At 67.0% G+C, this 24990-nt stretch carries 23 protein-coding genes; 15 read left to right on the top strand and 8 right to left on the bottom strand.

Annotation, left to right across the window (positions count from 1 at the left end; translation table 11 throughout):
• A complete protein-coding gene (locus L810_RS05120; protein ID WP_021157301.1) occupies positions 1-2034 on the top strand; it encodes an NADPH-dependent 2,4-dienoyl-CoA reductase in 2034 nt (677 codons plus the stop codon).
• Between the two features lie 24 nt (positions 2035-2058).
• Here the strand turns inward: L810_RS05120 and L810_RS05115 are convergent, their stop codons facing one another.
• Together L810_RS05115 and L810_RS05110 are read right to left on the bottom strand one after the other, a co-directional pair.
• Positions 2059-2469 carry a DUF2471 family protein gene (locus L810_RS05115; RefSeq protein ID WP_021157300.1) on the bottom strand — a complete coding sequence of 137 codons (411 nt, stop codon included), beginning with the start codon at positions 2467-2469 and terminating at the stop codon, positions 2059-2061.
• 139 nt (positions 2470-2608) lie between these two features.
• Positions 2609-3502: a LysR family transcriptional regulator gene (locus L810_RS05110; protein WP_021157299.1), complete on the bottom strand. Its 894-nt coding sequence runs from the start codon at positions 3500-3502 to the stop codon at positions 2609-2611.
• Positions 3503-3588: 86 nt separating this feature from the next.
• Here L810_RS05110 and L810_RS05105 point away from each other — a divergent pair, with 86 nt between their 5' ends.
• Positions 3589-4371, top strand: coding sequence for an NAD(P)H-dependent oxidoreductase (locus L810_RS05105; RefSeq protein ID WP_021157298.1), 783 nt, complete (start codon positions 3589-3591; stop codon positions 4369-4371).
• A 210-nt stretch (positions 4372-4581) separates the two neighbouring features.
• On the opposite strand, the gene catC is transcribed toward L810_RS05105, so the two are convergent.
• Genes catC through L810_RS05090 form a run of 3 tightly spaced genes read right to left on the bottom strand, consistent with a single transcriptional unit; the run spans position 4582 to position 6983 of the window.
• Positions 4582-4872 (bottom strand): muconolactone Delta-isomerase, encoded by a 291-nt coding sequence (gene catC / locus L810_RS05100; protein WP_021157297.1) that lies wholly within the window; start codon positions 4870-4872, stop codon positions 4582-4584.
• Between the two features lie 43 nt (positions 4873-4915).
• On the bottom strand, positions 4916-5818 hold the full coding sequence (catA, locus tag L810_RS05095; RefSeq protein WP_042973294.1) for a catechol 1,2-dioxygenase: 903 nt from the start codon (positions 5816-5818) through the stop codon (positions 4916-4918).
• A gap of 31 nt (positions 5819-5849) precedes the next feature.
• Positions 5850-6983: a muconate/chloromuconate family cycloisomerase gene (locus L810_RS05090; protein ID WP_027790985.1), complete on the bottom strand. Its 1134-nt coding sequence runs from the start codon at positions 6981-6983 to the stop codon at positions 5850-5852.
• Between the two features lie 91 nt (positions 6984-7074).
• On the opposite strand from L810_RS05090, the gene L810_RS05085 reads away from it, so the two are divergent.
• Entirely contained in the window at positions 7075-7965 is an 891-nt protein-coding gene (locus L810_RS05085) for a LysR family transcriptional regulator (RefSeq protein WP_021157296.1), read from the top strand.
• Between the two features lie 209 nt (positions 7966-8174).
• Here the strand turns inward: L810_RS05085 and andR are convergent, their stop codons facing one another.
• Positions 8175-9134: an anthranilate 1,2-dioxygenase regulatory protein AndR gene (andR, locus tag L810_RS05080; protein ID WP_021157295.1), complete on the bottom strand. Its 960-nt coding sequence runs from the start codon at positions 9132-9134 to the stop codon at positions 8175-8177.
• Positions 9135-9347: 213 nt separating this feature from the next.
• On the opposite strand from andR, the gene andAc reads away from it, so the two are divergent.
• The 5 genes from andAc to L810_RS05055 all read left to right on the top strand — a co-directional run bounded on the left by andAc (position 9348) and on the right by L810_RS05055 (position 14177).
• Positions 9348-10619 (top strand): anthranilate 1,2-dioxygenase large subunit AndAc, encoded by a 1272-nt coding sequence (gene andAc, locus L810_RS05075; protein WP_021157293.1) that lies wholly within the window; start codon positions 9348-9350, stop codon positions 10617-10619.
• Between the two features lie 17 nt (positions 10620-10636).
• Positions 10637-11122, top strand: a complete 486-nt coding sequence (gene andAd, locus L810_RS05070; RefSeq protein ID WP_034196026.1) for an anthranilate 1,2-dioxygenase small subunit AndAd — start codon at positions 10637-10639, stop codon at positions 11120-11122.
• 20 nt (positions 11123-11142) lie between these two features.
• Positions 11143-11469, top strand: a complete 327-nt coding sequence (andAb, locus tag L810_RS05065; protein WP_006479527.1) for an anthranilate 1,2-dioxygenase ferredoxin subunit AndAb — start codon at positions 11143-11145, stop codon at positions 11467-11469.
• Positions 11459-12679, top strand: a complete 1221-nt coding sequence (gene andAa, locus L810_RS05060) for an anthranilate 1,2-dioxygenase system ferredoxin--NAD(+) reductase (RefSeq protein WP_021157292.1) — start codon at positions 11459-11461, stop codon at positions 12677-12679. The genes andAb and andAa overlap by 11 nt, the downstream gene beginning before the upstream one ends.
• Before the next feature lie 211 nt (positions 12680-12890).
• Entirely contained in the window at positions 12891-14177 is a 1287-nt protein-coding gene (locus L810_RS05055) for a DUF445 domain-containing protein (protein WP_021157291.1), read from the top strand.
• A 56-nt stretch (positions 14178-14233) separates the two neighbouring features.
• Here the strand turns inward: L810_RS05055 and L810_RS05050 are convergent, their stop codons facing one another.
• Positions 14234-14533 carry an addiction module antidote protein gene (locus L810_RS05050; RefSeq protein WP_021157290.1) on the bottom strand — a complete coding sequence of 100 codons (300 nt, stop codon included), beginning with the start codon at positions 14531-14533 and terminating at the stop codon, positions 14234-14236.
• Positions 14534-14536: 3 nt separating this feature from the next.
• On the bottom strand, positions 14537-14854 hold the full coding sequence (locus tag L810_RS05045; protein ID WP_021157289.1) for a type II toxin-antitoxin system RelE/ParE family toxin: 318 nt from the start codon (positions 14852-14854) through the stop codon (positions 14537-14539).
• A gap of 360 nt (positions 14855-15214) precedes the next feature.
• On the opposite strand from L810_RS05045, the gene L810_RS05040 reads away from it, so the two are divergent.
• The 7 genes from L810_RS05040 to L810_RS05010 form a co-directional block, all read left to right on the top strand.
• On the top strand, positions 15215-16855 hold the full coding sequence (locus L810_RS05040) for an acetolactate synthase large subunit (protein WP_021157288.1): 1641 nt from the start codon (positions 15215-15217) through the stop codon (positions 16853-16855).
• 28 nt (positions 16856-16883) lie between these two features.
• The gene (locus tag L810_RS05035) at positions 16884-18317 is read left to right on the top strand and encodes an aldehyde dehydrogenase family protein (RefSeq protein ID WP_021157287.1); all 1434 of its coding nucleotides are present in this window, start codon (positions 16884-16886) and stop codon (positions 18315-18317) included.
• 272 nt (positions 18318-18589) lie between these two features.
• On the top strand, positions 18590-20173 hold the full coding sequence (locus L810_RS05030) for a Na+/H+ antiporter (protein WP_021157285.1): 1584 nt from the start codon (positions 18590-18592) through the stop codon (positions 20171-20173).
• A gap of 482 nt (positions 20174-20655) precedes the next feature.
• Positions 20656-21789, top strand: coding sequence for a hybrid sensor histidine kinase/response regulator (locus tag L810_RS05025; RefSeq protein WP_021157283.1), 1134 nt, complete (start codon positions 20656-20658; stop codon positions 21787-21789).
• Positions 21790-21911: 122 nt separating this feature from the next.
• Positions 21912-23588, top strand: a complete 1677-nt coding sequence (locus L810_RS05020; protein ID WP_042973283.1) for a methyl-accepting chemotaxis protein — start codon at positions 21912-21914, stop codon at positions 23586-23588.
• Positions 23585-24100: a chemotaxis protein CheW gene (locus L810_RS05015; protein ID WP_021157281.1), complete on the top strand. Its 516-nt coding sequence runs from the start codon at positions 23585-23587 to the stop codon at positions 24098-24100. The genes L810_RS05020 and L810_RS05015 overlap by 4 nt, the downstream gene beginning before the upstream one ends.
• Positions 24097-24990, top strand: an 894-nt coding sequence (locus tag L810_RS05010) for a CheR family methyltransferase (protein ID WP_042973280.1), incomplete at its 3' end; no start/stop codon positions are given. The genes L810_RS05015 and L810_RS05010, both read left to right, overlap by 4 nt.

Here is a 24990-nt window from a genome sequence, read left to right as displayed (position 1 = left end):
ATGACGACACCCTTTCCCCACCTGCTCGCGCCGCTCGATCTCGGTTTCACGACGCTGAAGAACCGCGTCTTGATGGGCTCGATGCACACGGGCCTCGAGGACAGCCGCAAGACGCTGCCGCGGCTCGCCGAATATTTCGCCGAACGCGCGCGCGGCGGCGTGGGCCTGATCGTGACGGGCGGCTTCGCGCCGAACGTGGCCGGCTGGACCAAGCCGTTCGGCGGCACGCTGATGACGTCGGCCGCCGCGCGGCGCCATCGCGAGATCACGGAGGCCGTGCATGCGGAGGACGGCAAGATCGCGCTGCAGATCCTCCATACGGGCCGCTACGGTTATCACCCGTTCGCGGTCGCGCCGTCGAAGATCAAGTCGCCGATTTCGCCGTTCGCGCCGCACGAGCTGAGCGCGCGCGGGGTCGAGCGGCAGATCCGCGCGTTCGTCCGTTGCGCGAAGCTCGCGCGTGAAGCCGGTTACGACGGCGTCGAGATCATGGGCTCCGAAGGCTACCTGATCAACCAGTTCATCTCGATGCATACGAACAAGCGCACCGACCAGTGGGGCGGGTCGTACGAGAACCGCATCCGGCTGCCGCTCGAGATCATCGAACGCACGCGCGAAGCGGTCGGCCGCGATTTCATCCTGATCTACCGGCTGTCGATGCTCGACCTGATTCCGGACGGCAGCGACTGGAGCGAAACCGTGCAGCTCGCGAAGGCCGTCGAGCGCGCGGGCGCGACGATCATCAACACGGGGATCGGCTGGCACGAGGCGCGCGTGCCGACGATCGCGACGTCGGTGCCGCGCGGCGCGTTCGCGTGGGTGACGAAGAAGATGAAAGGCGAGGTCGGCATTCCGCTCGTGACCACCAACCGGATCAATCGCCCCGAAGTGGCCGAGCAGATCCTCGCGGACGGCTGCGCGGACATGGTGTCGATGGCCCGCCCGCTGCTCGCGGATGCCGAGTTCGTGGTCAAGGCCGCACAGGGCCGTGCCGACGAGATCAACACCTGTATCGGCTGCAACCAGGCGTGTCTCGATCACGCGTTCAAGAACAAGATTGCGTCGTGCCTGCTGAATCCGCGCGCGTGCCACGAGACGGAGCTGAAATACACGCCCGCATCGCAGCCGAAGCGCATCGCGGTGGTGGGCGCGGGGCCGGCCGGGCTCGCGTGCTCGACCGTGCTCGCGCAGCGCGGCCATCGGGTCGACCTGTTCGACGGCGCGGCCGAGATCGGCGGCCAGTTCAACATGGCCAAGCGGATTCCGGGCAAGGAGGAGTTTCACGAAGCGCTGAGCTACTTCGGCCGCCAGGTCGAGCTGACCGGCGTGAACCTGCACCTGAACCGCCGCGTCGACGCAAGCGACCTGATCGCAGGCGGCTACGACGAAATCGTGCTCGCAACGGGCGTCGCGCCTCGCGACCCGAAGATTCCGGGGCAGGACGGGCCGAACGTGCTCAGCTACATCGACGTGCTCGCGGGCAGGCAGCCGGTCGGACGGCGTGTCGCGGTGGTCGGCGCGGGCGGGATCGGCTTCGATGTCGCCGAGTATCTGGTACAGGACGGCGAATCACCGGCGCTCGATCTGGACGAGTGGAAGGCCGAGTGGGGCGTGACCGACCCGGCCGCGACGCGTGGCGGCGTGACGCGTGCGCAGGTCACGCCGCCCGCGCGTGAAGTGACGCTGCTGCAGCGCAAGGCCGCGCCGCTCGGCAAGGGGCTCGGCAAGACGACCGGCTGGATTCACCGCGCGACGCTGAAGATGAAGCAGGTGAAGATGATCGGCGGCGTGAACTACGAATTGATCGATGCGCGCGGGCTGCACGTGTCGTACGGCGAGGAGCGCACCGATCACGAACTGATCGAAGCCGACACGATCGTGCTCTGCACGGGGCAGGAGCCGCAGCGCGCGTTGCTCGCGCCGTTGCAGGCCGCTGGGCGCTCGGTGCACCTGATCGGCGGCGCGGAACTGGCCGCCGAACTCGACGCGAAGCGCGCGATCGATCAGGGTGCGCGCCTCGCGGCGCGGCTGTAACGGTGCGGCCGCGCGTCGCCGCCGTCACTCCATCTCGGCGTGTTGGGTCTCGCGCTCTTCCGCTTCGAGCATCGCCTTGACGATCAGATAAACGGCGGGCAAATCGTCGTCGTCGCGCTTCCAGTCGACGGCTTCCTCGACGTCCGCGGCGACCAACCGGCTGTCGCGCAGCCGGATGAAGGCGTCGACGACCGTCGGATCGTTGCGGTTCAGGAAGCCGGAGTTCGAGAACGCCAGCTCCTCGACATTCAGCAGCGCCTGCCAGCTCATCGTGCGGACGGCGGCCGGATGGCTGCGGCGCCGCAAGCCGAGCGCCCGCTGCGCGGGGCCGCCGACGACACGCTGAAGATCGACGACCGCCTGCCGCGCGGCGCGCTCGAAGTGGACGGGATTGAAGCCGGGTTGCTCGGGATCGAATGCGGATGACTGGAACATGGTCGCCTCACTAAAGACCGTCTCGGGGGACGGAATTCGGGTCAAATGACGCAGAAAACACTGTAAATATATACAGTGATCGGCGCACTTTCAAGCCCCCGATGACAGCAGATGGCAGCCGCCCGGCAACCGGGCCGTGTCAGACCGCCGCCGCGATGGTCTCCCGCAGCCACCGATGCGCCGGATCGCGATGCACGCGCTCGTGCCACAGCATCGACATTTCATAGCCGGGCACCTCGACGGGTGCGTCCACCACACGCAGCGCAGGCACGTCGCGCACCAGCCGCTCGGGCAGCATCGCGACGAGATCGGTGCTCGCGACCGCCGACATCACGAACAGGAAGTGCGGCACGGACAGCACGACGCGCCGCACGGCACCGACCTTCGCGAGCGCTTCGTCCGTCACGCCGAAGAAGCCGCCGCCATCGGGCGACACGATCACGTGTTCGAGCGTGCCGAACTGCGCGAGCGTGGGGCGCCGCTTCAGCTTCGGATGCCCGGCGCGGCCGATGAGCACATAACGCTCGACGAACAGCGGCAGGCGCCGCATGCCGGCCGGCGACCCTTCTGTCGTATGAAAGGCGAGGTCGATGCCGTTTCGTTCGGCATCCTGCTCGATGCGCGGCGGCGCGAGTTCGACGACGGCGAGCCGCGTACCGGGAGCGGCCGAGCGCAGCGTGTGCAGCGCGGGCAGCACGATCGTCGATTCGCCGTAGTCGGTCGCGGCCACGCGCCACGTGTTCGTCGCGGTCGCCGGATCGAACGGGGTGGCCGGAACCACCGCGCGTTCGACGGCTTCGAGCGCATCGCGCAACGGCTCGCGCAGCGTTTCCGCGCGCGCGGTCGGCCGCATCCCGCGCGGCCCCGGCAACAGCAGCGGGTCGCCGAACAGGTCGCGCAGTTTCTGCAGCTGCACGCTCACCGACGGCTGCGACATGTTCAGCTTCTCGGCCGCACGCGTGACGTTGTGCTCGGCGAGCAGCACGTCCAGCGTGACGAGCAGGTTCAGGTCGAGTCGTCTGAGATTATTCATGGCTATACCTGGAATATCAGGAATTCATTTCAAATATACCTTTGGCGGCGGCATCCTGTAGTCGTTCAATCAAAGGAGTGACGAACATGAATGTGCTGATCGTTTATGCCCATCCCGAACCGCGTTCGCTGAACGGCGCGCTGCGCGACTTTGCCGTCGAGCATCTCGAAGCGGCCGGCCACGCGGTGCAGGTGACGGATCTGTATGCGATGAACTGGAAGGCGGCGTTCGACGCGAACGACGTGACCGGTCGCGCGCCCGACGCGCGGTTCGATCCGTCGCTCGACTCCAAGCACGCATTCGCGGCCGGCACGCAAAGTGAAGATATCGCGCGCGAGCAGGAGAAGCTGAAGTGGGCCGACGCGGTGATCCTGCAGTTTCCGTTGTGGTGGTTCTCGATGCCGGCAATCATGAAGGGCTGGGTCGAGCGTGTGTATGCGTATGGTTTTGCGTATGGCGTCGGCGAGCATTCGGAGACGCGCTGGGGCAACCGCTACGGCGAGGGGTCGCTGGCCGGCAAGCGGGCGATGCTGATCGTCACGGCAGGCGGGTGGGAATCGCACTACAGCCCGCGCGGCATCAACGGGCCAATCGACGACGTGCTGTTCCCGATCCAGCACGGGATCCTGTATTACCCGGGGTTCGACGTGCTGCCGCCGTTCGTGATCTACCGGACGGGCAAGATGAACGACGCACGCTTCGACGAAACGCGTGCGGCGCTCGGCAAGCGTCTCGATGCGTTGTGGACCGCGCCGCCGATTCCGTTCCGGCGACAGAACGCGGGCGATTACGAGATTCCTGCGTTGACGCTGAAGGAGGAGATCGTGCCGGGGACGGTGGGGTTTGCCGCGCATCTGGCGCACGCGTAGTGATGACGCATGGCGGGCCCGTTCGGGAAAGCGGCGCGCGGGCATATCGACACCAGCGCGCGAATCGAGCCGTTTCCGGAGATCGGCGCGACGGATGAGCGGAAGCCGGCCGCGTGGCAACCCGCTCCACCCCGGCGGATGACGAAAAAGAAACGGGCGGCCCGCGATGCAATTGCGGGCCGCCCGTCTTGCCGGAACTCGATCGCCTGCTTACCGATCGTCTTCCCGCACCGAAGACGGATGCCGGCACAGCGCGCGCACTTCCATCTCCATATACGGGAACAGCGGCAACTGGCTCAGCAGGTCATGCAGTTGCTGCACGCTTTCGACGTCGAAGATGCTGACGTTCGCATACTGCCCGGCGATCCGCCACAGATGACGCCAGATACCTTCGTTCATCAGCCGCTGGCACATCGCCTTTTCTTCCGCCTTCAGCGTGGCCGCCTTGACCGGATCCATGTCCGTCGGCAGACGGACGGTCATTTCCACATGAAACAGCATCCTGCACTCCTTGCGTTGTCGATTCGTCGAACGGGAAGGCCGCTCACGCCTGCGCGCGGGCTCGCTCGACTTCGCTTGCCGGCACGTCCTGCTTTTCCTTGAGCAGCGAGAAATCGAAGTCGATCAGCGCGAACTGCCCGTCGACGCCGTACGGCTTGCCTTCCGCGCCTTCGGCCTGCTTGATCTTCGGGATCAGCCCTTCGCGGGTCGCGAATGCGAAGTCGTCCCAGATGTGCGGATCGCCTTCGATGTTGATCTGCGTCGTCAGCTTACGATAACCGTCCGCCGAAACGAAGAAGTGAATGTGCGCGGGACGATGGCCATGGCGGCCGAGCTGGTCGAGCAACTGCTCGGTCTTGCTGCCCGGCGGCACGCTGTAGCCGACCGGCAGCACGCTGCGGAAACTGTAGCGGCCTTCCGCGTCGGTGCGGATCGAACGGCGCAGGTTGAACGCGGGCTGCGATTGATCGAAGTACGAGTAGTTGCCGAGATGGTTCGCATGCCACACTTCGACGAGCGCGTTCGCGATCGGCGCGCCGTCCTTGCCGAGCACCTGGCCGCGCATCACGAGCGTCTGGCCCGGATCGGTGCCGTCGTCGAGGCGCGCATGGCCGACCGATTCCGGCGCGCCGGCAACGTACAGCGGCCCCTCGATTGTGCGCGGCGTGCCGCCCTCGATGCCGGCCTTTGCTTCGGCCTCGTCCATCCGCACGTCGAGGAAGCGCTCGAGGCCAAGGCCCGCGGCGATCAGCCCGAATTCGCGGCCGGCTTCGTTCAGGTAGTTGAGTGCCGTCCAGAATTCGCTCGGCTGCACGTCGAAATCCTCGATCGTGTAGCAGATGTCCTTCACGATCCGGTTGACGATCGCGCGCACGCGCGGGTTGCCGGGCTTCTCCGCGGCGTCGTCGAACGTTTTCAGCAGGGCGTCGATGGCTTGCTTGTCCATGTGTGTCTCCGGTTTCGGTTGTCGTGTGGGGTCAGCGGGCGTCGCGCTTCATGCGTTCGATGCGGGCCCAGTCGAAGGTGATGCCGAGGCCGGGCGTTGCCGGCAGGTGCAGCTTGAAATCCTCGTAACGCAGCGGCTCGACGAGGATTTCCTCGGTGAGCAGCAGTGGGCCGAACAGCTCGGTGCCCCATTTCAGCGAGTCGAACGTGCTGAACAGTTGCGCGGACGCCATCGTGCCGGCCGCGCCCTCGAGCATCGTGCCGCCGTACAGTTCGATGCCGGCCGCCGCCGCGATCGACGCGACGCTCGCCGCGCCTTGCAGGCCGCCCGATTGCGCGATCTTCACCGCGAACACGTCGGCCGCGCGATCCTGCGCGAGCGCGAACGCATCGACGGGGCCGTGCAGCGCCTCGTCGGCCATGATCGGCACCTGCGCGAGTTGCGTGAGGCGTTTCAGCCCCGCGCGGTTGGTCGCGGCGATCGGCTGCTCGACGAGGCTCACGCCCGCTTCCGCGAGCCGTGCGCCGGCCCAGATCGCGTCGGTTTCGCTCCATGCCTGGTTCACGTCGACCCGCACGTCGCCGCGCTCGCCGAGCGCGCGCTTGATCGCGACGACGTGTGCGACGTCGCTGGCGACCGCGTTCGAGCCGATCTTCAGCTTGAACGCACGATGGCGGCGCGCGTCGAGCATCGCTTCGGCTTCCGCGATGTCGCGCTGCGTGTCGCCGCTCGCGAGCGTCCAGGCGACGTCCACCGCGTCGGCCCGGCGGCCGCCGAACAGTTCCGACAGCGGCACGCCGAGGCGGCGCGCCTGCGCGTCGAACAGCGCGGTCTCGATCGCGCACTTCGCGAAGCGGTTGCCCTGGAACAGCTTGCGGGCGCGCGCCATCGCGGCGCCCGGGCGGGTCGCGTCCATGCCCTGCAGCAGCGGCGCGAAGTAGGTGTCGATGTTGACCTTGATGCTTTCGGGGCTCTCCTCGCCGTAGGCGAGGCCGCCGATGGTCGTCGCCTCGCCGACGCCTTCGATACCGTCCGTGCATCGAACACGAACCAGCACGAGGGTCTGGCAATTCATCGTGGCGACCGACAATTTGTGGGGCCGGATCGTCGGCACGTCGACCAGCAAAGTCTCGATGCGTTCGATGGTGGCGGCAGTTGCTATCATGCGATTCCTCCTGTTGGTGCACATGGTAGGAATTCCCGCCCCGCGTCGTCCAACACTCTTTCCGACTACTTCCATACCTTTGAGGCATGAAATGGAATTGCGCCAGCTCCGCTACTTCATCGCCGTCGCCGAGGAAATGAACATCACGCGGGCGGCCGAGCGGTTGCACATGACGCAGCCGCCGCTGAGCCGCCAGCTCCAGGCGATCGAGGACGAGATCGGGCTGCCGCTGTTCGAGCGCGGCGCGCGGCCGCTGAAACTGACGGATGCGGGGCGCGTGTTCTATGCGCAGGCGAAACGCCTCGTCGACCAGGCCGACGAGCTCGGCCCGCTGACGCGGCGGCTCGCGCAGCTGTCGGAGCGGATCGTGATCGGCTTCGTGCCGTCGACGCTGTACGGCGCGCTGCCGGACGTGATCCGCGCGTTTCGGGAGGCGCAGCCGGACGTCGAACTGTCGCTGATCGAAATGTTCACGCTGGAGCAGCTCGGCGCGCTGAAGGGCGGGCGGATCGACGTCGGGTTCGGCCGCCTGCGGTTCGACGACGATCAGCTGGTGCGCGAGGCGCTGATCGAGGAAAAGCTGATCGCCGCGCTGCCGGTCGGGCATCCGCTCGCCGACCCCGATCGGCCGCTCGCGCTCGCGGATATCGCGAACGAGACGCTGATCGTCTATCCGAGCACGCCGCGGCCGAGCTTTGCCGATCAGCAGCTGTCGGCGCTGCGCGACGGCGCGCTGGTGCCGGCGGCCGTGCACGAGGTGCGCGAGCTGCAGACGGCGCTCGGGCTCGTGGCCGCGCAGGTCGGCGTGTCGCTGGTGCCGGAGAGCGTGGAGGGCGTGCGCGTGAAGGGCGTGGTTTACCGGCGGTTGCCGGAGCCGGCCGCGACGTCGCCGATCATCATGAGCCGCCGGCTGCACGGCGAAAGCGCCGCCACGGCCGCGTTCTGCGCGATTGCGCGGGAGATGATCGGGGCGTCGGCCTGACGGGCGTCGTCGCTTTCAGGCATTGCAACTAACGGTCTGTTTCGGCGGGCGCAGGTGGATGCGGAGGGGGTGTCGTAATGTCACGCGCGTCGATGCAAGTGCCGCGCCGGCTTTGCGGGTCGCAGGTCATAAGCCATAAGCCATAAGCCATAAGCCATAAGCCAAAAGCTACAAGCTACAAGCCACCGGCCGCGCCAGCGAACGCGCCGCTATCGCTTCACGTCGAGCGTTTCCGACGGCGATTCGCCAAACTTTTCCCGATACGCGATCGCGAACCGGCCAAGGTGTGTAAACCCGCAATCGAGCGCGACATCGGCGATCCGCCGGTCGGACGCCGCGCCGCGCAGCAACTCGCGCGCATGGTCGAGCCGCGTCGCACGCAGGTACTGCATCGGGCTCATTCCCCGGAACTGCAGGAACGCGTCGCGCAGCGTCCGTTCCGGCACGTTGGCGGCCTGGACGATATCGGCGAGTTGCAGCGGTTGCGCGTAGTGCGCGTTCACGAACTCCTGTGCGCGCCGCACGAAGCCCGGCGCCGGGTCGCGGTGCGAGGCGTGCAGCACGGACGGCGGGTGGCCTTCGATCAGCAGGTCGATCAGCAGGTGCTCGAGCTGCGACGCGACGCGCGGGTTCGCGTTCGCGCGCTCGAGCAGCTCGGGCGAGCGTGCGACGAGCATCAGTTGCTGGCGCCACGCGGCGAGCGCGGCGTCGCTGACGTGCAGCACCGGGTCGAGCGTCGCGCGCGGGTCGCCCGTCAGCGAGCCGACCGTCGCCGCGTCGATGCGCAGCACGAACTGCTCGCAATCGGCCGACAGCACCGCGTCGAAGCGCTCGCCGGGCGCGCACAGCACGCCGGTCTGGCCGTCGACGCCGAGCTGCCGCCCCATCGCGCGCACCTCGGCCTGGCCGGACAGGCAGAACATCAGCAGGTAGTAGCCGTCGACCGCATCGACCTGCACGCGCATCGCGTCGCCGAATGCGATCGTGCCGATCCCGAGCCCGCCGAGCCTGACGAAATCCATGTGCGACGCGCCGTGCGTGCGGCCGGTCGGCAGCAGCGCATGCGGCTGCATCACGCGCGAGATCCGCTCGCGCGTCTCGTCGAGATCGCGGGATTCGAACAGCCGGTGCGCGCGCAGCGCGAGCGGCTCGAACGACGTTGGGGACATGGGCCTCAGCCTTTGTATGAGCGACGCGCGCTTCGATCCGATGAATGGGTCGCGATCGTGCGCAGGGTCGTGTGTGCCGTCATGCTAGCTCAGAAATCCGCCGAAAGTGGATATTGCGCCGCCGCAATCGCACTTTCCGGATAGACGGCGAATATTAGCCTTTCAAAAATGGACTCCATCTTGTTAATGAAACGGAACCACAAGGAGTCCGACATGGAGCAGACAGAATCGCCCGTCGTGTTCGCCGCGCGCGACAACGCGTCCGACGTGAGCTTTCCGCACGACGACGGCTCGCGCGTGCCGTACAAGGTGTTCAGCTCGCAGGCCGTCTACGAGCGCGAGCAGGAACGCATCTTTCGCGGCCCGACGTGGAACTTCGTCGCGCTGGAAGCGGAAATCCCGAACGCAGGCGATTTCAAGAGCACGTTCGTCGGCGATACGCCGGTGGTCGTCACGCGCACGGAGGACGGCGCGCTTTCCGCGTGGGTGAACCGCTGCGCGCACCGTGGCGCGCAGGTGTGCCGCAAGTCGCGCGGCAACGCGAGCTCGCACACGTGCGTGTATCACCAGTGGAGCTTCGACAACGCGGGCAACCTGCTGGGCGTGCCGTTCCGGCGCGGCCAGAAGGGGATGTCCGGGATGCCGGCCGACTTCGACCCGAAGCAGCACGGGCTGCGCAAACTGCGTGTCGACAGCTATCGCGGGCTCGTGTTCGCCACCTTCAGCGACGACGTGATGCCGCTGCCCGACTACCTCGGCGAGCAGATGCGCCCGTGGATCGACCGGATCTTCCACAAGCCGATCGAGTATCTCGGCTGCACGCGCCAGTATTCGAAGTCGAACTGGAAGCTGTACATGGAGAACGTGAAGGACCCGTATCACGCGAGCATGCTGCACCTGTTCCATACGACCTTCAACATCTTCCGCGTCGGGATGAAGGCGCGCTCGATTCCGGATGCGAACCACGGGCTGCACAGCATCATCACGGTGACGAAGACGAGCGACGATACGTCGGCCGCGTACAAGCAGCAGAACATTCGCTCGTTCGACGAAGGTTTCCATCTGGAAGACGAATCGATTCTCGATCTCGTGTCGGAATACGACGAGGACTGCACGAACCATATCCAGCCGATCTTCCCGCAGCTCGTGATCCAGCAGATCCACAACACGCTGGTCGCACGCCAGATCCTGCCGAAGGGCCCCGACAACTTCGAGCTGATCTTCCACTTCTTCGGCTACGCGGACGATACGCCCGAGCTGCGCGCGCTGCGCATCAAGCAGGCGAATCTCGTCGGGCCGGCCGGCTATATCTCGATGGAGGACACGGAGGCGACCGAGCTCGTGCAGCGCGGCACGGTGCGCGACGGCGACGCGACGTCGGTGATCGAGATGTCGCGCGGCAATCCGGACCAGCAGGACACGGTGATCACCGAAAGCCTGATCCGCAAGTTCTGGGTCGGCTACCAGAAGCTGATGGGCTATTGAAGCGGGAGCGCGGAACGATGGAAAACCTGACGGAAGACATGAAGACGTGGTTCGAGATTTACATGCTGCAGAACCGCTATATCGGGCACCTCGACAACAACCGGCTCGAGGAGTGGCCGACGATGTTCACCGAGGACTGCACGTATGAAATCGTGCCGAAGGAGAACGCCGACCTCGGGCTGCCGGTCGGGATCGTCCACTGCACGAACCAGCGGATGCTGCGCGACCGCGTGGTGTCGCTGCGGCACGCGAACATCTACGAAGAGCATACGTACCGGCACATGACGTCGGGCCTGACGATCGTCGCGGAACGTGACGGCGAGATCGACACCGAGAGCAACTACGTCGTCGTGCAGACGCGCAGCAACGGCGAGTCGAACGTGTACCAGGCCGGCAAGTACTACGACACGGTCGTGCGCACGCCGGACGGGCTGCGCTACAAGACCAAGCGGGTGATCTACGACACGTCGCGCGTGCAGACGCTGCTCGCGACCCCGATCTGATACGGAAGCAAGGAACAGTCATGACTGAAGCAACGCTCGCCGAGTGGCATCCGCTCGGCGCTTTCGACGAATTCTCCGAAGACGAACCGGCGGCGCGCGTCGCCGGCCAGAAGCCGATCGCCGTGTTCCGGATCGGCGACGAACTGTTCGCGATGCACGATCTCTGCACGCACGGCCATGCGCGGCTGTCCGAGGGTTATGTGGAGGACGGCTGCGTCGAATGCCCGCTGCACCAGGGGCTGATCGACATTCGCACGGGCGCGCCGAAATGCGCGCCGATCACGGAGCCGGTGCGTACCTATCCGATCCGGATCGTCGACGGGCAGGTGGAAGTCAATGTCGGCTGATCCGTTCGTGATCGTCGGCGCCGGCCATGCGGCGCGGCGCACGGCCGAAGCGCTGCGCGAACGCGACGCCGCGGCGCGCATCGTGATGATCGGCGCGGAACGCGAGCTGCCGTACGACCGGCCCGCGCTGTCGAAGGATGCGCTGCTGAGCGAGGGCGGTGAGCAGCGTGCGTTCGTGCGCGATGCCGCGTGGTACGACGCGCAGCGCATCGAGCTGCGGCTCGGCACGCGCGTCGACGCGATCGAGCGCGACGCATTGCGCGTGCGGCTCGACGACGGCACGACGCTGCCTTATGCGCGGCTCGTGCTGGCGACGGGCTCGCGGGTGCGCACGTTTGGCGGGGAGATCGACGAAGGCGTCGCGCCGCATTACGTCCGCACGGTCGACGATGCGCGTGCGTTGCGCGCGCAGCTCGCGCCGGGGCGCCGCGTGGCGGTGCTCGGGGGCGGTTTCATCGGCCTCGAGGTCGCGGCGGCGGCGCGCCAGCTCGGTTGCGACGTGACGGTGATCGATCCGGCGCCGCGCCTGCTGCAACGCGCGTTGCCGGAAGTCGTCGGCGCGTATGCGCATCGGCTGCACGACGCACGCGGCGTGGTCTTCCGGATGGCGACGCTGCCGCGCGCGATCCGTCGCGCGCCGGGCGGCGGCGCGATCGTCGAGACCGATCGTGGCGACGTGCCGGCCGATCTCGTCGTGGTCGGCATCGGGGTGGTGCCGAATGTCGAGCTCGCGCAGGCAGCGGAGCTCGATGTCGACAACGGGATACGCGTCGACGCGGGCTGCCGTACGGTCGATTCCGCGATCTTCGCGGCGGGCGAGGTGACGATGCACTTCAATCCGTTGCTCGGGCGTCACGTGCGGATCGAATCGTGGCAGGTGGCCGAGAACCAGCCGGCCGTCGCGGCGGCGAACCTGCTCGGTGCCGACGAAACCTATGCCGAGCTGCCGTGGTTGTGGTCCGATCAGTACGACTGCAACCTGCAGATGCTCGGGTTGTTCGGCAGCGAACGCACGATCGTCGTGCGCGGCGATCCGGCGAACGGGCCGTTCACGGTGTTCGGGCTGGGGGACGACGGCAGGATCGTCGCGGTGGCCGCGGCGAACCAGGGGCGCGACATCGGCGCATCGCGCCGGCTGATCGCGGCCGGGGCAGTGCCCGATCCGGTGAAGCTCGCCGATCCGACGGTGAATTTGAAGACGTTCCTGTAACGGCGGCAGGCGCGGCGAGTATGGCGGGCGCGGTGGACGGATCGCGTCGGCGACGACGTCGCCGGCCGCGCGCTTGCCGGACGATTGCACGACGCGGCGGGTGACGTTTTGCCCGGTGGCGGTCGCGCGGGGCCGTCGCGTTTCATGCCGCGCGTTTGTCGGCCGGTGCGAAATCGGGGATATTAGCGGCATCGCCGATTCGCCTGCCGCCATGACGCCAGACAAAGCTCTCGAACTGAAACGCAGCAAGCGCCGCGCGCTGTGGCTGCTGCTGGCCGCCGTCGCGGTGTTCGTCACGACGATCCTGCTGCCGCGTGGCCCGTGGGTCGACGGCTTCAAGGCCGTGGCCGAAGCCGCGATGGTCGGCGCGCTCGCCGACTGGTTCGCGGTCGTCGCCTTGTTCCGCCGTGTGCCGATCCCGTTCGTGTCGCGTCATACCGAGATCATTCCGAAGAACAAGGACAAGATCGCCGACAACCTCGCGGTGTTCGTGCGCGAGAAGTTCCTCGGCCCCGACGCGCTCGCCGCGCAGATCCGCCAGCACGATCCCGCGCAGAAACTCGGCGCTTGGCTCGGCGAACCGGCAAACACTGACGCGCTCGGCGGCTACGTGACGAAGCTGATGAGTTTCGCGCTCGACATGACCGACGACGCGCGGATCCAGTCGTTCGTCCACGATGCGTTTCGCGCGGTGATCGACCGGGTCGACCTGTCGCAATCGGCCGGCGCGATCCTCGACACGCTGACGAAGGACGGCCGCCACCAGGTGCTGCTCGACGACGCGATCGAACAGGTGGTCGACGTGCTCGACAAGGAAGAAAACCGCGAGGTGATCGCGGGCTTCATCGTCGAATGGCTGAAGACGCAGTACCCGAAGGTCGAGAAGATCATGCCGACGCAGTGGTTCGGCGAGAACGGCGCGCGGATGCTCGCGAGCGCGGTGAGCCGCGTGCTGGAGGGCGTGGCGGCGGACCCCGAGCACGAGCTGCGGCAGCGCTTCGACCGGACGGTCGTGCGGCTGACCGAGCGGTTGAAGCACGATCCCGCGTTCATCGCGAAGGGCGAGGAGATCAGGCGTTACGTTCGCGACGGCGCCGCGTTCAACGAGTATGTCCGCGACTTGTGGGATCAGTTGCGCGCGTGGCTGAAGGCCGATCTCGCGCGCCCCGATTCGGCGCTGCACCGGCAGGCCGCGACGCTCGGCGGCTGGCTCGGTGCGCGGCTGGCGGAGAGTCCGGCATTGCGCGCGTCGCTGAACGAGCATGTCGAGAAGGCGGTGCACGAGATGGCGCCGGATTTCGCGGATTTCCTGATGCGCCATATCCGCGACACGGTGCGCAACTGGGATGCGCGCGAGATGTCGCGGCAGATCGAGCTGAACATCGGCAAGGACCTGCAATACATCCGCATCAACGGCACGCTGGTCGGCGGGCTGATCGGGCTCGGGTTGTATCTGGTGTCGCTGGTGCCGCGCTGGGCGGCCGGCTGGCCGCACTGACGCGGCCACGGATATCGCGGGAGGGCGCGCAGGGAGCGACGGGCCGCGCCCGCGCGTCATGCGTGCGCTTTCGCGCCGTGCAGTTGCAGGCCGAGCGCCTTGATGACCTTCAGGATGGTGCCGAAGCTCGGGTTGCCGTCGTGCGACAGTGCCTTGTACAACCCTTCGCGCGACAGGCCCGCGTCGCGCGCGACCTGCGACATGCCGCGTGCGCGTGCGATCACGCCGAGCGCGTGCGCGATGAAGGCCGGATCATCGCCGGCTTCCTGCAGGCACGCTTCGAAGTAGTCGGCCATGTCGTCTTCGGTCTTCAGATGGTCGGCCGAATCCCACGGCCGGGTGCTGATCTTGTCCATCGATTACTCCATGTCGAGGTGCGCGAGCATCGCGTGCGCGGCGCGTATGTCGGCCTGTTGCGTCGATTTATCGCCGCCGCAGAGCAGGATGACCCAGATCGTTCCGCGCCGGACGTAGTAGACGCGATAACCGGGGCCGTGGTCGATCCGCATTTCGACGACCGGCGAGCCCGCGGATTTCCAGTCACCCGGATTGCCCATCGACAGGCGGTCGATGCGTGCCTGGATGCGGCGCTTCGCGACGCGATCCCGCAGGCCGGCAAACCATGCGTCGAAGACGTCGGTGGTCCGGATGCTGAACGTAGGTGCACTGTAGGGCATTGATTGCGGTATGTCAACCATGGTTCACAGATGGGTCGGGTTGGATCGGGCTATTCGGTAGCCGCTACATTAGGGCTGCCCGCTTCGTTTGCGTGCCAAATGGCCATTCGGCCGACGTCGGAGTTCTGCGAATCCGTCTACAATCAATCACGTCTTTGCCGCCCGTGCGCGCTTGCCGCGCGCGGGCGGATCCGTTTGTCCTCCGCTATCCGGAGGCGCCGCCGCGCATCGCTCGTTGCGCGGCGGGCAGTGCCGTGGTTTGTGTCCAGTAGGTAAAGCGTCCGCGTGCCGTAGGCCGGCGCGCGTTCTGAACGCTGCGTGTCCGTAGGCCGGGCAGGCGGCATCAACCGAGAGTCCCCCATGAAAGCATCGGATCTGTTCGTGAAGGCGCTGGAAGCCGAAGGCGTCGAGTACGTGTTCGGCATTCCCGGCGAAGAAAACCTCGATCTGCTCGAATCGCTGCGGCGATCGAAGATCAAGCTCGTGCTGACCCGGCACGAGCAGGCGGCAGGGTTCATGGCCGCCACCTATGGCCGCCTGACGGGCCGTACCGGCGTGTGTATCGCCACGCTCGGGCCCGGCGCGACGAACTTCGTGACGGCCGCCGCGTATGCGCAGCTCGGCGGGATGCCGATGCTGATGATCACCGGGCAGAAGCCGATCAAGTCCAGCAAGCAGGGCCACTTCCAGATCGTTGACGTGGTCGACATGATGCAGCCGCTCACGAAGTTCACGCGGCAGATCGTGTCGATCGGCAACATCCCGTCGGCCGTGCGCGAGGCGTTCCGCCGCGCGGAGGAGGAGCGTCCGGGCGCCGCGCACCTCGAGCTGCCGGAAGACATCGCGCACGAGGAGGGCGACGGCAAGCCGATCCCGCGCAGCTACAGCCGGCGGCCGGTGGCGGAGGAAAAGGCGATCGCGCATGCGGTCGACGCGATCCAGGCCGCGCGCCATCCGCTGCTGATGATCGGTGCGGGCGGCAATCGCAAGACCACCTGCAAGATGCTGCTCGAATTCGTCGACAAGACGGGCATCCCGTTCTTCACGACGCAGATGGGCAAGGGCGTGATCGACGAGACGCACCCGCTTTGGCTCGGCAACGCGACGCTGTCCGACGGCGATTTCGTCCACCGCGCGATCGAGCATGCGGACTGCATCATCAACGTCGGCCACGACGTGATCGAGAAGCCGCCGTTCTTCATGCGTACCGACGACAAGACCGTGATCCACGTGAACTTCCTCGGCGCGCAGGTCGATCCCGTCTACTTCCCGCAGATCGAGGTGGTCGGCGACATCGCGAACGCGGTGTGGCAGATGAAGGAGGCGCTCGCACCGCAGCCGCACTGGGATTTCTCGCGCTTCACGATGATCAAGGCGCATTTCGACGCCCATCTGGAGAAGGGCCAGCACGATCCGCGCTTCCCGATGTATCCGGTGCGGATCGTCAACGATCTTTACAACGCGCTGCCGGTCGACGGCATCGTCTGTCTCGACAACGGGATGTACAAGATCTGGTTCGCGCGCTACTGGCGCGCGCACGAGCCGAATTCCCTGCTGCTCGACAACGCGCTCGCGTCGATGGGCGCCGGCCTGCCGTCGGCGATCGCGACGAAGATCGTGCACCCGCAGCGCAAGGTGATCGCCGTGTGCGGCGACGGCGGCTTCATGATGAATTCTCAGGAGCTCGAAACGGCGGTGCGCCTGAAGCTCGACATCGTCGTGATGATCCTGCGCGACGACGCCTTCGGGATGATCCGCTGGAAGCAGGAGAACATGAATTTCCCCGATTTCGCGATGACGCTGCAGAACCCCGATTTCGTGTCGTATGCGCGAAGCTACGGCGCGCACGGGCACCGCGTCGAATCGGCCGACGATCTCGAGCCGCTGCTGCGCGAGTGTTTCTCGACGCCGGGCGTGCATGTGATCGACGTGCCGATCGACTATTCGGACAACGAGCGCGTGCTGAACCGCGAGATCAAGCGCCTGTCGGCGCAACTTTGAATTCCCGTTCACAGGAAGGAGTCGTTCCATGTTGAAGGAAACCTATCCGTACTACCTCGCCAACGAAGCCGTCTACGCGAACACCGATCTGGAGGTGACCGACAAGTTCAGCGGCAAGGTCGCCACGCGCGTCGCGCTGGCCGACGCGAAGGCCATCGACGCGGCGATCGCCGCGGCCGTCGATGCCGCGAAGCCGATGCGCGAGTTGCCGGCCTACAAGCGGCAGGCCGTGCTCGATCATTGCGTCGCGCGTTTTCGCGAGCGCTTCGACGAGCTGGCCGAGGCGCTGTGCATCGAGGCCGGCAAGCCGATCAACGATTCGAAGGGCGAAGTGACGCGGCTGATCGACACGTTCCGCGTGGCGTCCGAGGAGTCGGTGCGCATCGACGGCGAGATCATCAACCTCGAGATCTCCGCGCGCGCGCAGGGCTATACGGGCTACACGAAGCGCGTGCCGGTCGGTCCGTGCTCGTTCATCTCGCCGTTCAACTTCCCGCTGAACCTCGCCGCGCACAAGGTCGCGCCCGCGCTCGCGGCCGGCTGTCCGTTCGTGCTGAAGCCTGCGAGCCGCACGCCGATCGGCGCGCTGATCATCGGCGAGGTACTCGCCGAAACCGACTTGCCGAAGGGCGCATTCTCGGTGCTGCCCGCGCATCGCGACGGCGCCGACCTGTTTACGACCGACGAGCGTTTCAAGCTGTTGTCGTTCACGGGGTCGCCGGCCGTCGGCTGGGCGCTGAAGGAAAAGGCCGGCAAGAAGAAAGTCGTGCTGGAGCTCGGCGGCAACGCGGCCGCGATCGTCGACGCGGATCAACGCGACCGGCTCGACTACGTGGTCGAGCGCCTCGCGTTCGGCGCGTACTACCAGTCGGGCCAGAGCTGCATCGGCGTGCAGCGGATCCTCGTCCATGCCGATCTGTACGACGCGCTGCGCGAGAAGCTGATCGCAAAGACGCGTTCGCTGAAGATGGGCGATCCGAAGGATCCGTCGACGTTCGTCGGGCCGATGATTTCCGAATCCGAATCGCGCCGGCTGTCGGGATGGATGGACGCGGCCGTCGCGGCGGGCGCGAAGATCGTCGCGGGCGGCAAGGTCGACGGCGCGATGTTCGAAGCGACGCTGCTGGAAAACGTCGGGCATGAGCAGGACCTGTACCGGAAGGAGGCGTTCGGCCCCGTCGCGATCCTCGAGAAGTTCGACCGGTTCGACGATGCGCTCGCCCGCGTGAACGACAGCGACTTCGGGTTGCAGGCCGGCGTGTTCACCGATTCGCTCACGCATGCGCAGCGCGCGTGGGACGAGCTGGAAGTCGGTGGCGTCGTGATCAACGACGTGCCGTCGTTCCGCGTCGACAACATGCCGTACGGCGGCGTGAAGGACTCGGGCCTCGGCCGCGAAGGGATCCGCTACGCGATCGAGGACATGACCGAGCCGCGGCTGATGGTCGTGCGGCGCCGGTAACGCGGGGCGGGATGCGCGGTGCCGCGACGGCACGCGGGCGGGCGCAAGGCCGGCCCGCGTGCCGTTTTTCATGGCGTCGCGCGCAGCGTGCCGGCGCCGGGCCCCGCCGGGCTCGCATCGCGCCCGGATCGTGTCCGTATCGTGCCCGCGTCGCGTGGCGGGCTGCCGGAACACGCTCGACTACGGGACTCGCCTCGTGATGTAATCGCGCGAAACTGCCGACCGGGGTACGACGCCGGAAAGCGCGAATTCATTCTTCACGAGGTCGATTCATGTCTCCCGTCTCGGCATTCAAGCTGGTTTTGTTGTCATTTCTCGCGATCGTCGCGCTCGAATGCCTCGCCAAGCGGCTGAGGTTGCCGCCTGCGGCCGCGCTGCTGATCGGCGGCATCGGCATCGCGTTCATCCCCGGCCTGCCGCCGATCGATCTCGATCCCGAGCTGGTGCTGCTGGTGTTCCTGCCGCCGCTGCTGATGGACGGCGCGTACTTCTCGGTGTGGGAGGAGTTCAAGCGCAACGTCGGCGGCATCCTGCTGCTGGCGATCGGCGCGGTCGTGTTCACGACGTTCGCGGTCGGCTTCGCCGTGCACTGGGTGGCGCCGTCGCTGCCGTGGGCCGCGTGCTTCGCGCTCGGCGCGATCGTGTCGCCGCCCGACGCCGTTGCGGCGAAGGCCGTGCTCGAACGCGTCGCGCTGCCGCGCCGGCTGATGGTGCTGCTCGAAGGCGAGAGCCTGCTGAACGATGCGGCCGGCCTCGTGCTGTTCCGCTTCGCGGTTGCGGCCGCGCTCACCGGCGCGTTCAGCCTCGAGCACGCGGTCGTGCGCTTCGCGGAGCTCGGGCTCGGCGGCGTGGCGATCGGCTTCGTGGTCGGCAAGCTCGTCGTGTGGTTCCTGAAGCAGCTCGACGACGACTATCTCGTGATCACCGTCGCGGTGATCACCGGCTGGATCGCCTATATCGCGGGCGAAATGGTCGAGGTATCCGGCGTGATCGCCACCGTCACGGCCGGCATGATCGTCGGCTGGCATCAGCACGAGGTGTTCTCGGCGGCCGTGCGCACGCGCGGCACCGCGTTCTGGCAGGTCATCGTGTTCCTGCTCGAAGCGATGGTGTTCGTGTTGATCGGGCTGTCGCTGCGCGGTGCGATCCACCGGCTCGGCGGCTTCGAGCAGGTGCTCGCCACGATGGTGCCGCCGATGTTCGCGGTGCTGGCGGCGGTGATCGTGTCGCGCTTCGTGTGGATCTATGCGGTCGAGGCGCTGAAGTGGCCGGTGCGCGGGATCGCGCGGCGCGGCGAGGCGCCGGACTGGAAGGCCGCGACGATCATGAGCTGGGCCGGGATGCGCGGCGTCGTCACGCTGGCGATCGCGCTGTCGTTGCCCGAGGCGATGCCCGGTCGCGACGTGATCCTGGTCGCGTCGTTCGCGGTGATCCTCGTCACCGTGCTGCTGCAGGGCACGACGATCGGGCCGCTGATCCGGCTGCTGCGCCTGCCGCAGCGCGAAGAACGCGCGGCGCACCACCTGACCGAGCCGCAGACGTGGGCGTACGTCGAGGCCGCGCAACTCGCGGCGATCCAGCCGCTCGTGCGCGACGAGAACGGGGTCGTGATCCATCCGCGCCTGCTCGAGCAGTACACGTATCGCGCGGAGTTGACCGAGCGGGCGAAGGACGAGCCGGCGTACCCGGCGGAAGTGCGCACCGCGCACTACGACGTCGTGCTGGCCGCGATCAGGGCCGGGCGCGCCGAATTGTTGCGCCTGCACCGTTCGGGCCGCATCCACGACGAAATGCTGCACGCGCTCGAACGCGACCTCGACCTGCAGGAAGTGTCCGCGCAACACGCGCGCGGATAGGGCTGCACGGCGCCATCATCCCGTCATCCGGCGGCCGTTGCCGGCAACCGGAAGCGCGCATGGGCAGATCGTTGCCCGGCGCGCTTTTTTTCTTCGTCACGCCCGCCGATTGGGCGCATTTCAACCCGGCCCCAAATGCGGCGGACAACCGGCCTTGCAGCGCATGCAAACCTTATGGCGCCGGTCTCGCAAACGTTATCGTCTTTCGAATCCGGAAATGATCTGATTTTACTGATTCCGTCTCTTTCTGCATATTTGGCAAAACTAAACCGGAAGGAGATAGATGCTGTGTTCTAATTTCATTTAGAATCAGCCGGTTATGTTTATTGAGAGAAAGGATGCGGAGGTAATGCGGCCGCCAACGGGGAGAAATCGGCGTCCGGATCCCTGCAAGGCCAATGCCGACAGGCCAAATCGGCGGAATCGGGCGGTTTTTTCAACCGCCTAATTAAGATAGCGTCCAAGTCTGATAAACAACTCCTATGAAAGAATCGATTGGAGAATCGGCGTTTGAAACTGTATTTATGAAAGAATCGAGCGTTGATAATGCCTCGGATTGTCTTGAATCGGGGTTATCGGTCCTTCTCGTCGACGATCAACCGTTCGTCGGCGAGGTGATCCGCCGCGCGCTGCGCAGCGAACACGACATCGACCTGCACGTGTGCACCGACGCGCACCGGGCGATGGCGGTCGCGCGCGACGTGAAGCCGACGGTCATCCTGCAGGATCTCGTGATGCCGGAGATCGACGGCCTCGATCTCGTCCGTGCGTGGCGCGCGGACGCCGGCACGGCTCGCGTGCCGATCATCGTGCTGTCCGCGAAGGAGGAGCCGATCGTCAAGCGCGAGGCGTTCATCGCCGGCGCGAACGACTATCTGGTGAAGCTCCCCGACGCGATGGAACTGGCCGCACGGATCCGCTATCACTCGAATTCGTACCTGATGTCCCGGCAGCGCGACGAGGCGCTCGATTTCCTGTCGCACGACATGCGTTCGCCGCAGACGTCGATCCTCGCGCTGCTCGACGTCTACCGCGCCGAGCACGGCGAGATGCCGGCGATCATGGAACGCATTGCCGGCCATGCGCGGCGCGCGCTCGCGCTTGCCGACGGCTTCATTCACCTGACCCGCGCGCGGTCCGAGCGCCGCGCGCATGAGGTCGTGAGCCTCAACGAGATCGTGCTCGACGCCGTCGACCAGCTGTGGGAGAAGGCGGCCGGGCTCGGCAGCCGGGTCACCGCGCACGTGCCCGATACCGAGTGCGTGACGATGGGCGACCGCATGATGCTGACGCGCGCGGTCGCGAACCTGATCGACAACGGGCTGAAGTACGGCCCGGCCGGCACGGACGTGCACTGCACGCTGAGCGGCGAGGACGATGCATGGCTGATCGGCGTCGAGGATACCGGCGCGGGAATCGCGCCGGAGCAGCGCACGGCCGCGACCGAGTCGTTCGTGCAGCTCGAGTCCGCGCATGGCGCGGCGCGCGGCGGCTTCGGCCTCGGGCTCGCGTTCGTCCGCGCGACGGCGGCGCGGCATCGCGGCCAGATCCTGATGCGCAATACGGCGCGCGGCTTCATGGTCGCGCTTCGGCTGCCGGCGCAAGCGGAGCGGTGATGTCACGGCGCGGCCTGCCGGCGCCGCGCTGCCCGCAAGCCCTGATGCGCTCGTGGCGCGCCGTCCGGCGCGCAGGCGGGCGCGGATTTTTTCAACGCTGATATAGAAAGCCCATAACGAACATGGCCACCGTGACGCCCCGCGCGACCAATGAAAGCCTGCATCCGACGATCGGCGCTGCCCGGCTGACGCTCGGCAATCGCATCCTGCTCAGCTTCGGCGTGCTGTTCGTGCTGATGCTGGTGACAGCCGGCGTGTCCTACGAGCGCTTGCGTGCAATCAACAGCGAAGCCGTCAGCATCGAGCGCGATTCGCTGCCCGGCGTCTACCTCGCGTCGTCGCTGCGCGGCGCAGTGAATGAATCATTCATGCTGCTGCAGCAGGCGACGTTCGTCGAGACCGATCCCGAAAGCGTCCAGCGCGATCTCGCGAAGATCGCCGAAGTGGCGAAGGACATCGATTCGTTGTCGGTCGAGTACCAGAACTCGATATTCCGCGACGACGACCGGCAGCGCTTCGCGACCTTCCGGGGCACCTACGACCACTACCTGCCGCTGCTGAACGAAGCGGTGCAGCGGCACCGTCAATCGCACGACGACGCGGTCGCCGGGTATTCGAAGGTGCAGCCCGCATGGGCCGAGGTCGTGCGCAACGCGAATATTCTCGTGCAGGAAAACCGCAAGTTCGCCGATCAGTCGGCGAAGCTGATCCGTGAATCCGTGCAGGACACCGAGGTCGTGCTCGCGACCGCACTGGCGATCATGCTGCTGTCCGCGCTCGGGTTCGGCTACATGCTGTACCGTTCGGTCACCGTCCCGATGGCGCGGCTCGTCGAGGTGCACGACGTGATGCGTACCGGCAACCTGACGCGCCGCCTCGACCTGCGCCGCCGCGACGAATTCGGCACGCTCGAGACGGGCTTCAACCGGATGGCCGACGAACTGACCGAGCTCGTCGCGCGTGCGCAGCAGTCGTCGCTGCAGGTGACGACGTCGGTCGCCGAGATCGCGGCGACGTCGCGCGAGCAGCAGGCGACCGCGAACGAAACCGCAGCGACGACGACCGAGATCGGCGCGACCTCGCGCGAAATCTTCGCGACGTCGCGCGACCTGGTGCGCACGATGAACGAAGTGGCCGGCGTGGCGGAGCAGTCGGCCACACTCGCGGGCGTGAGCCAGAGCGGGCTCACGCGGATGGGCGAGACGATGCGCAGCGTGATGGACGCGGCCGGCTCGGTGAACGCGAAGCTCGCGATCCTCAACGAGAAGGCGCTGAACATCAACCAGGTGGTCGCGACCATCACCAAGGTGGCCGACCAGACCAACCTGCTGTCGCTGAACGCCGCGATCGAGGCCGAGAAGGCCGGCGAGTACGGCCGCGGCTTCGCGGTCGTCGCGACCGAGATCCGCCGCCTCGCCGACCAGACGGCGGTCGCGACCTACGATATCGAGCAAACGGTGAAGGAAATCCAGTCGGCGGTATCGGCGGGCGTGATGGGGATGGACAAGTTCTCCGAGGAAGTGCGCCGGGGGATGCTCGACGTGCAGCAGGTCGGCGGGCAGCTGTCGCAGATCATCGCCGAGGTGCAGACGCTCTCGCCGCGCTTCCAGATGGTCAACGAAGGGATGCAGACGCAGGCGAACGGCGCGGAGCAGATCACGCAGGCGCTGTCGCAGCTGTCGGAGGCCGCGCAGCAGACGGCCGAGTCGCTGCGCCAGTCGTCGCAGGCGATCGACGACCTGACGCTCGTCGCGAACCAGTTGCGCACCAGCGTGTCGCGCTTCAAGGTCGACGCGTGACGCGCGCCGACACGCAGAACGGCGCGCATGCGCTGTTCCTGATGTTCGAGCTCGACGGCGAACGCTATGCGCTCGACGCGGCCGGCATCGACGAGGTGCTGCCGCTCGCGGTCACGAAGGCCGTGCCCGGCGCACCCGAATGGATTGCCGGGCTGCTGATGCGCGGCGGCCAGCCGGTGCCGGTGATCGACGTGCCGATGCTGGCGCTCGGGCGCCGCGCGCATGCGCTGCGCTCGACGCGGCTCGTGATGGTCCGCTACCGGGCGCTCGAGGCGGGCGGCGAGCGCACGATCGGGCTGATCGTCGAGCGTGCGACGCAGACGATGCGGATCGACCGCGCGGCGTTTCGCGCGAGCGGCATCTCGACCGCGCGCACGCGTTGGCTCGGGCCCGTCGCGAATACGCCCGACGGCGTCGTGCAGCAGGTATCGGTTGCCGACCTGATCGACGACGTTGCACGCCTGTATCTGTTCGACGACGGCCTGCCGGGCCACGGGGGAGAATCCGCATGAAAGAGTCCGAATCGCGATTTCGCGGCTGGCTGCTGCGCGAGACCGGCATCGACCCCGATTCGCTCGGCAACGATTTCCTGACCCGCGCGCTGACGGAGCGCGTGCACGCGCTGCAGGCGGACGGCGAGCGCCTGTCGTCGGCGGCGCGGCCGCCTGTGACGCAGGACGCGCTCGACGCCTACTGGCAGCAGCTCAACGCATCGGCCGACGAACGGCGTGCGCTGATCGAGCTGTTCGTCGTGCCCGAGACCTGGTTCTTCCGCGACCGCGAAGCCTTCGCGACGCTCGCGCGGCTCGCGGCCGACCGGCTCGCGGCGCTGCCCGGCCGCGTGATCCGCGTGCTGAGCGCGCCGTGCTCGACGGGCGAGGAACCGTTTTCGGCGGCGATGGCGCTGCTCGACGCGGGGCTCGACCCGGCCAGTTTCACGATCGACGCGATCGACCTCAGCCCGCGCGCGATCGAGCAGGCGCGGCTCGGCTGTTACGGGCGCAACGCGTTCCGCGGCACCGCGACGGAGTTTCGCGCGCGGCACTTCACGCCGACCCGCGAGGGCTGGCTGCTCGACGAGCGCGTACGCGCCTGTGTGCAGTTCAGCCAGGCGAACCTCGTCGACCCGGTGGCGGACACGGGCCTTCGCTACGATTTCGTGTTCTGCCGCAACGTGCTGATCTACTTCGATCGCGACGCGCAGGATCGCGTGATCCGCTCGCTTGGCGAGCGTCTTGCCGACGACGGCGTGCTGTTCGTCGGGCCGGCCGAGACGGGGGTCGCGATGCGGCACGGGATGCGCTCGGCGCGCGTGCCGCTGGCATTCGCGTTTCATCGCGAGCCCGCCGGCGCGGCGCCCGATGCCTACGCGGCCCGGCCGGCGGCACCGCTGTCCGTGGCG

Origin of the sequence: Burkholderia sp. AU4i, from assembly GCF_000466765.1 — a bacterium.
GTDB classification, from domain to species: Bacteria; Pseudomonadota; Gammaproteobacteria; order Burkholderiales; family Burkholderiaceae; genus Burkholderia; species Burkholderia cepacia.
The sequence above is the reverse complement of the archived record's forward strand: the minus strand, read 5'-3'. Positions and strand labels throughout refer to the sequence as shown.

What these genes read in the sequence shown, in the direction of transcription:
- L810_RS05020 (WP_042973283.1), top strand. Translation starts at nt 21,912, where the DNA reads ATGGCCACCGTGACGCCCCGCGCGACCAATGAAAGCCTGCATCCGACG.
- L810_RS05085 (WP_021157296.1), top strand. Translation starts at nt 7,075, where the DNA reads ATGGAATTGCGCCAGCTCCGCTACTTCATCGCCGTCGCCGAGGAAATG.
- L810_RS05025 (WP_021157283.1), top strand. Translation starts at nt 20,656, where the DNA reads ATGAAAGAATCGATTGGAGAATCGGCGTTTGAAACTGTATTTATGAAA.
- L810_RS05115 (WP_021157300.1), bottom strand. Translation starts at nt 2,469, where the DNA reads ATGTTCCAGTCATCCGCATTCGATCCCGAGCAACCCGGCTTCAATCCC.
- andAb (WP_006479527.1), top strand. Translation starts at nt 11,143, where the DNA reads ATGACTGAAGCAACGCTCGCCGAGTGGCATCCGCTCGGCGCTTTCGAC.
- catA (WP_042973294.1), bottom strand. Translation starts at nt 5,818, where the DNA reads ATGGACAAGCAAGCCATCGACGCCCTGCTGAAAACGTTCGACGACGCC.
- L810_RS05045 (WP_021157289.1), bottom strand. Translation starts at nt 14,854, where the DNA reads ATGCCCTACAGTGCACCTACGTTCAGCATCCGGACCACCGACGTCTTC.
- andR (WP_021157295.1), bottom strand. Translation starts at nt 9,134, where the DNA reads ATGTCCCCAACGTCGTTCGAGCCGCTCGCGCTGCGCGCGCACCGGCTG.
- andAd (WP_034196026.1), top strand. Translation starts at nt 10,637, where the DNA reads ATGGAAAACCTGACGGAAGACATGAAGACGTGGTTCGAGATTTACATG.
- L810_RS05105 (WP_021157298.1), top strand. Translation starts at nt 3,589, where the DNA reads ATGAATGTGCTGATCGTTTATGCCCATCCCGAACCGCGTTCGCTGAAC.
- L810_RS05040 (WP_021157288.1), top strand. Translation starts at nt 15,215, where the DNA reads ATGAAAGCATCGGATCTGTTCGTGAAGGCGCTGGAAGCCGAAGGCGTC.
- andAc (WP_021157293.1), top strand. Translation starts at nt 9,348, where the DNA reads ATGGAGCAGACAGAATCGCCCGTCGTGTTCGCCGCGCGCGACAACGCG.
- L810_RS05090 (WP_027790985.1), bottom strand. Translation starts at nt 6,983, where the DNA reads ATGATAGCAACTGCCGCCACCATCGAACGCATCGAGACTTTGCTGGTC.
- L810_RS05050 (WP_021157290.1), bottom strand. Translation starts at nt 14,533, where the DNA reads ATGGACAAGATCAGCACCCGGCCGTGGGATTCGGCCGACCATCTGAAG.
- L810_RS05030 (WP_021157285.1), top strand. Translation starts at nt 18,590, where the DNA reads ATGTCTCCCGTCTCGGCATTCAAGCTGGTTTTGTTGTCATTTCTCGCG.
- andAa (WP_021157292.1), top strand. Translation starts at nt 11,459, where the DNA reads ATGTCGGCTGATCCGTTCGTGATCGTCGGCGCCGGCCATGCGGCGCGG.
- L810_RS05055 (WP_021157291.1), top strand. Translation starts at nt 12,891, where the DNA reads ATGACGCCAGACAAAGCTCTCGAACTGAAACGCAGCAAGCGCCGCGCG.
- L810_RS05110 (WP_021157299.1), bottom strand. Translation starts at nt 3,502, where the DNA reads ATGAATAATCTCAGACGACTCGACCTGAACCTGCTCGTCACGCTGGAC.
- catC (WP_021157297.1), bottom strand. Translation starts at nt 4,872, where the DNA reads ATGCTGTTTCATGTGGAAATGACCGTCCGTCTGCCGACGGACATGGAT.
- L810_RS05035 (WP_021157287.1), top strand. Translation starts at nt 16,884, where the DNA reads ATGTTGAAGGAAACCTATCCGTACTACCTCGCCAACGAAGCCGTCTAC.
- L810_RS05120 (WP_021157301.1), top strand. Translation starts at nt 1, where the DNA reads ATGACGACACCCTTTCCCCACCTGCTCGCGCCGCTCGATCTCGGTTTC.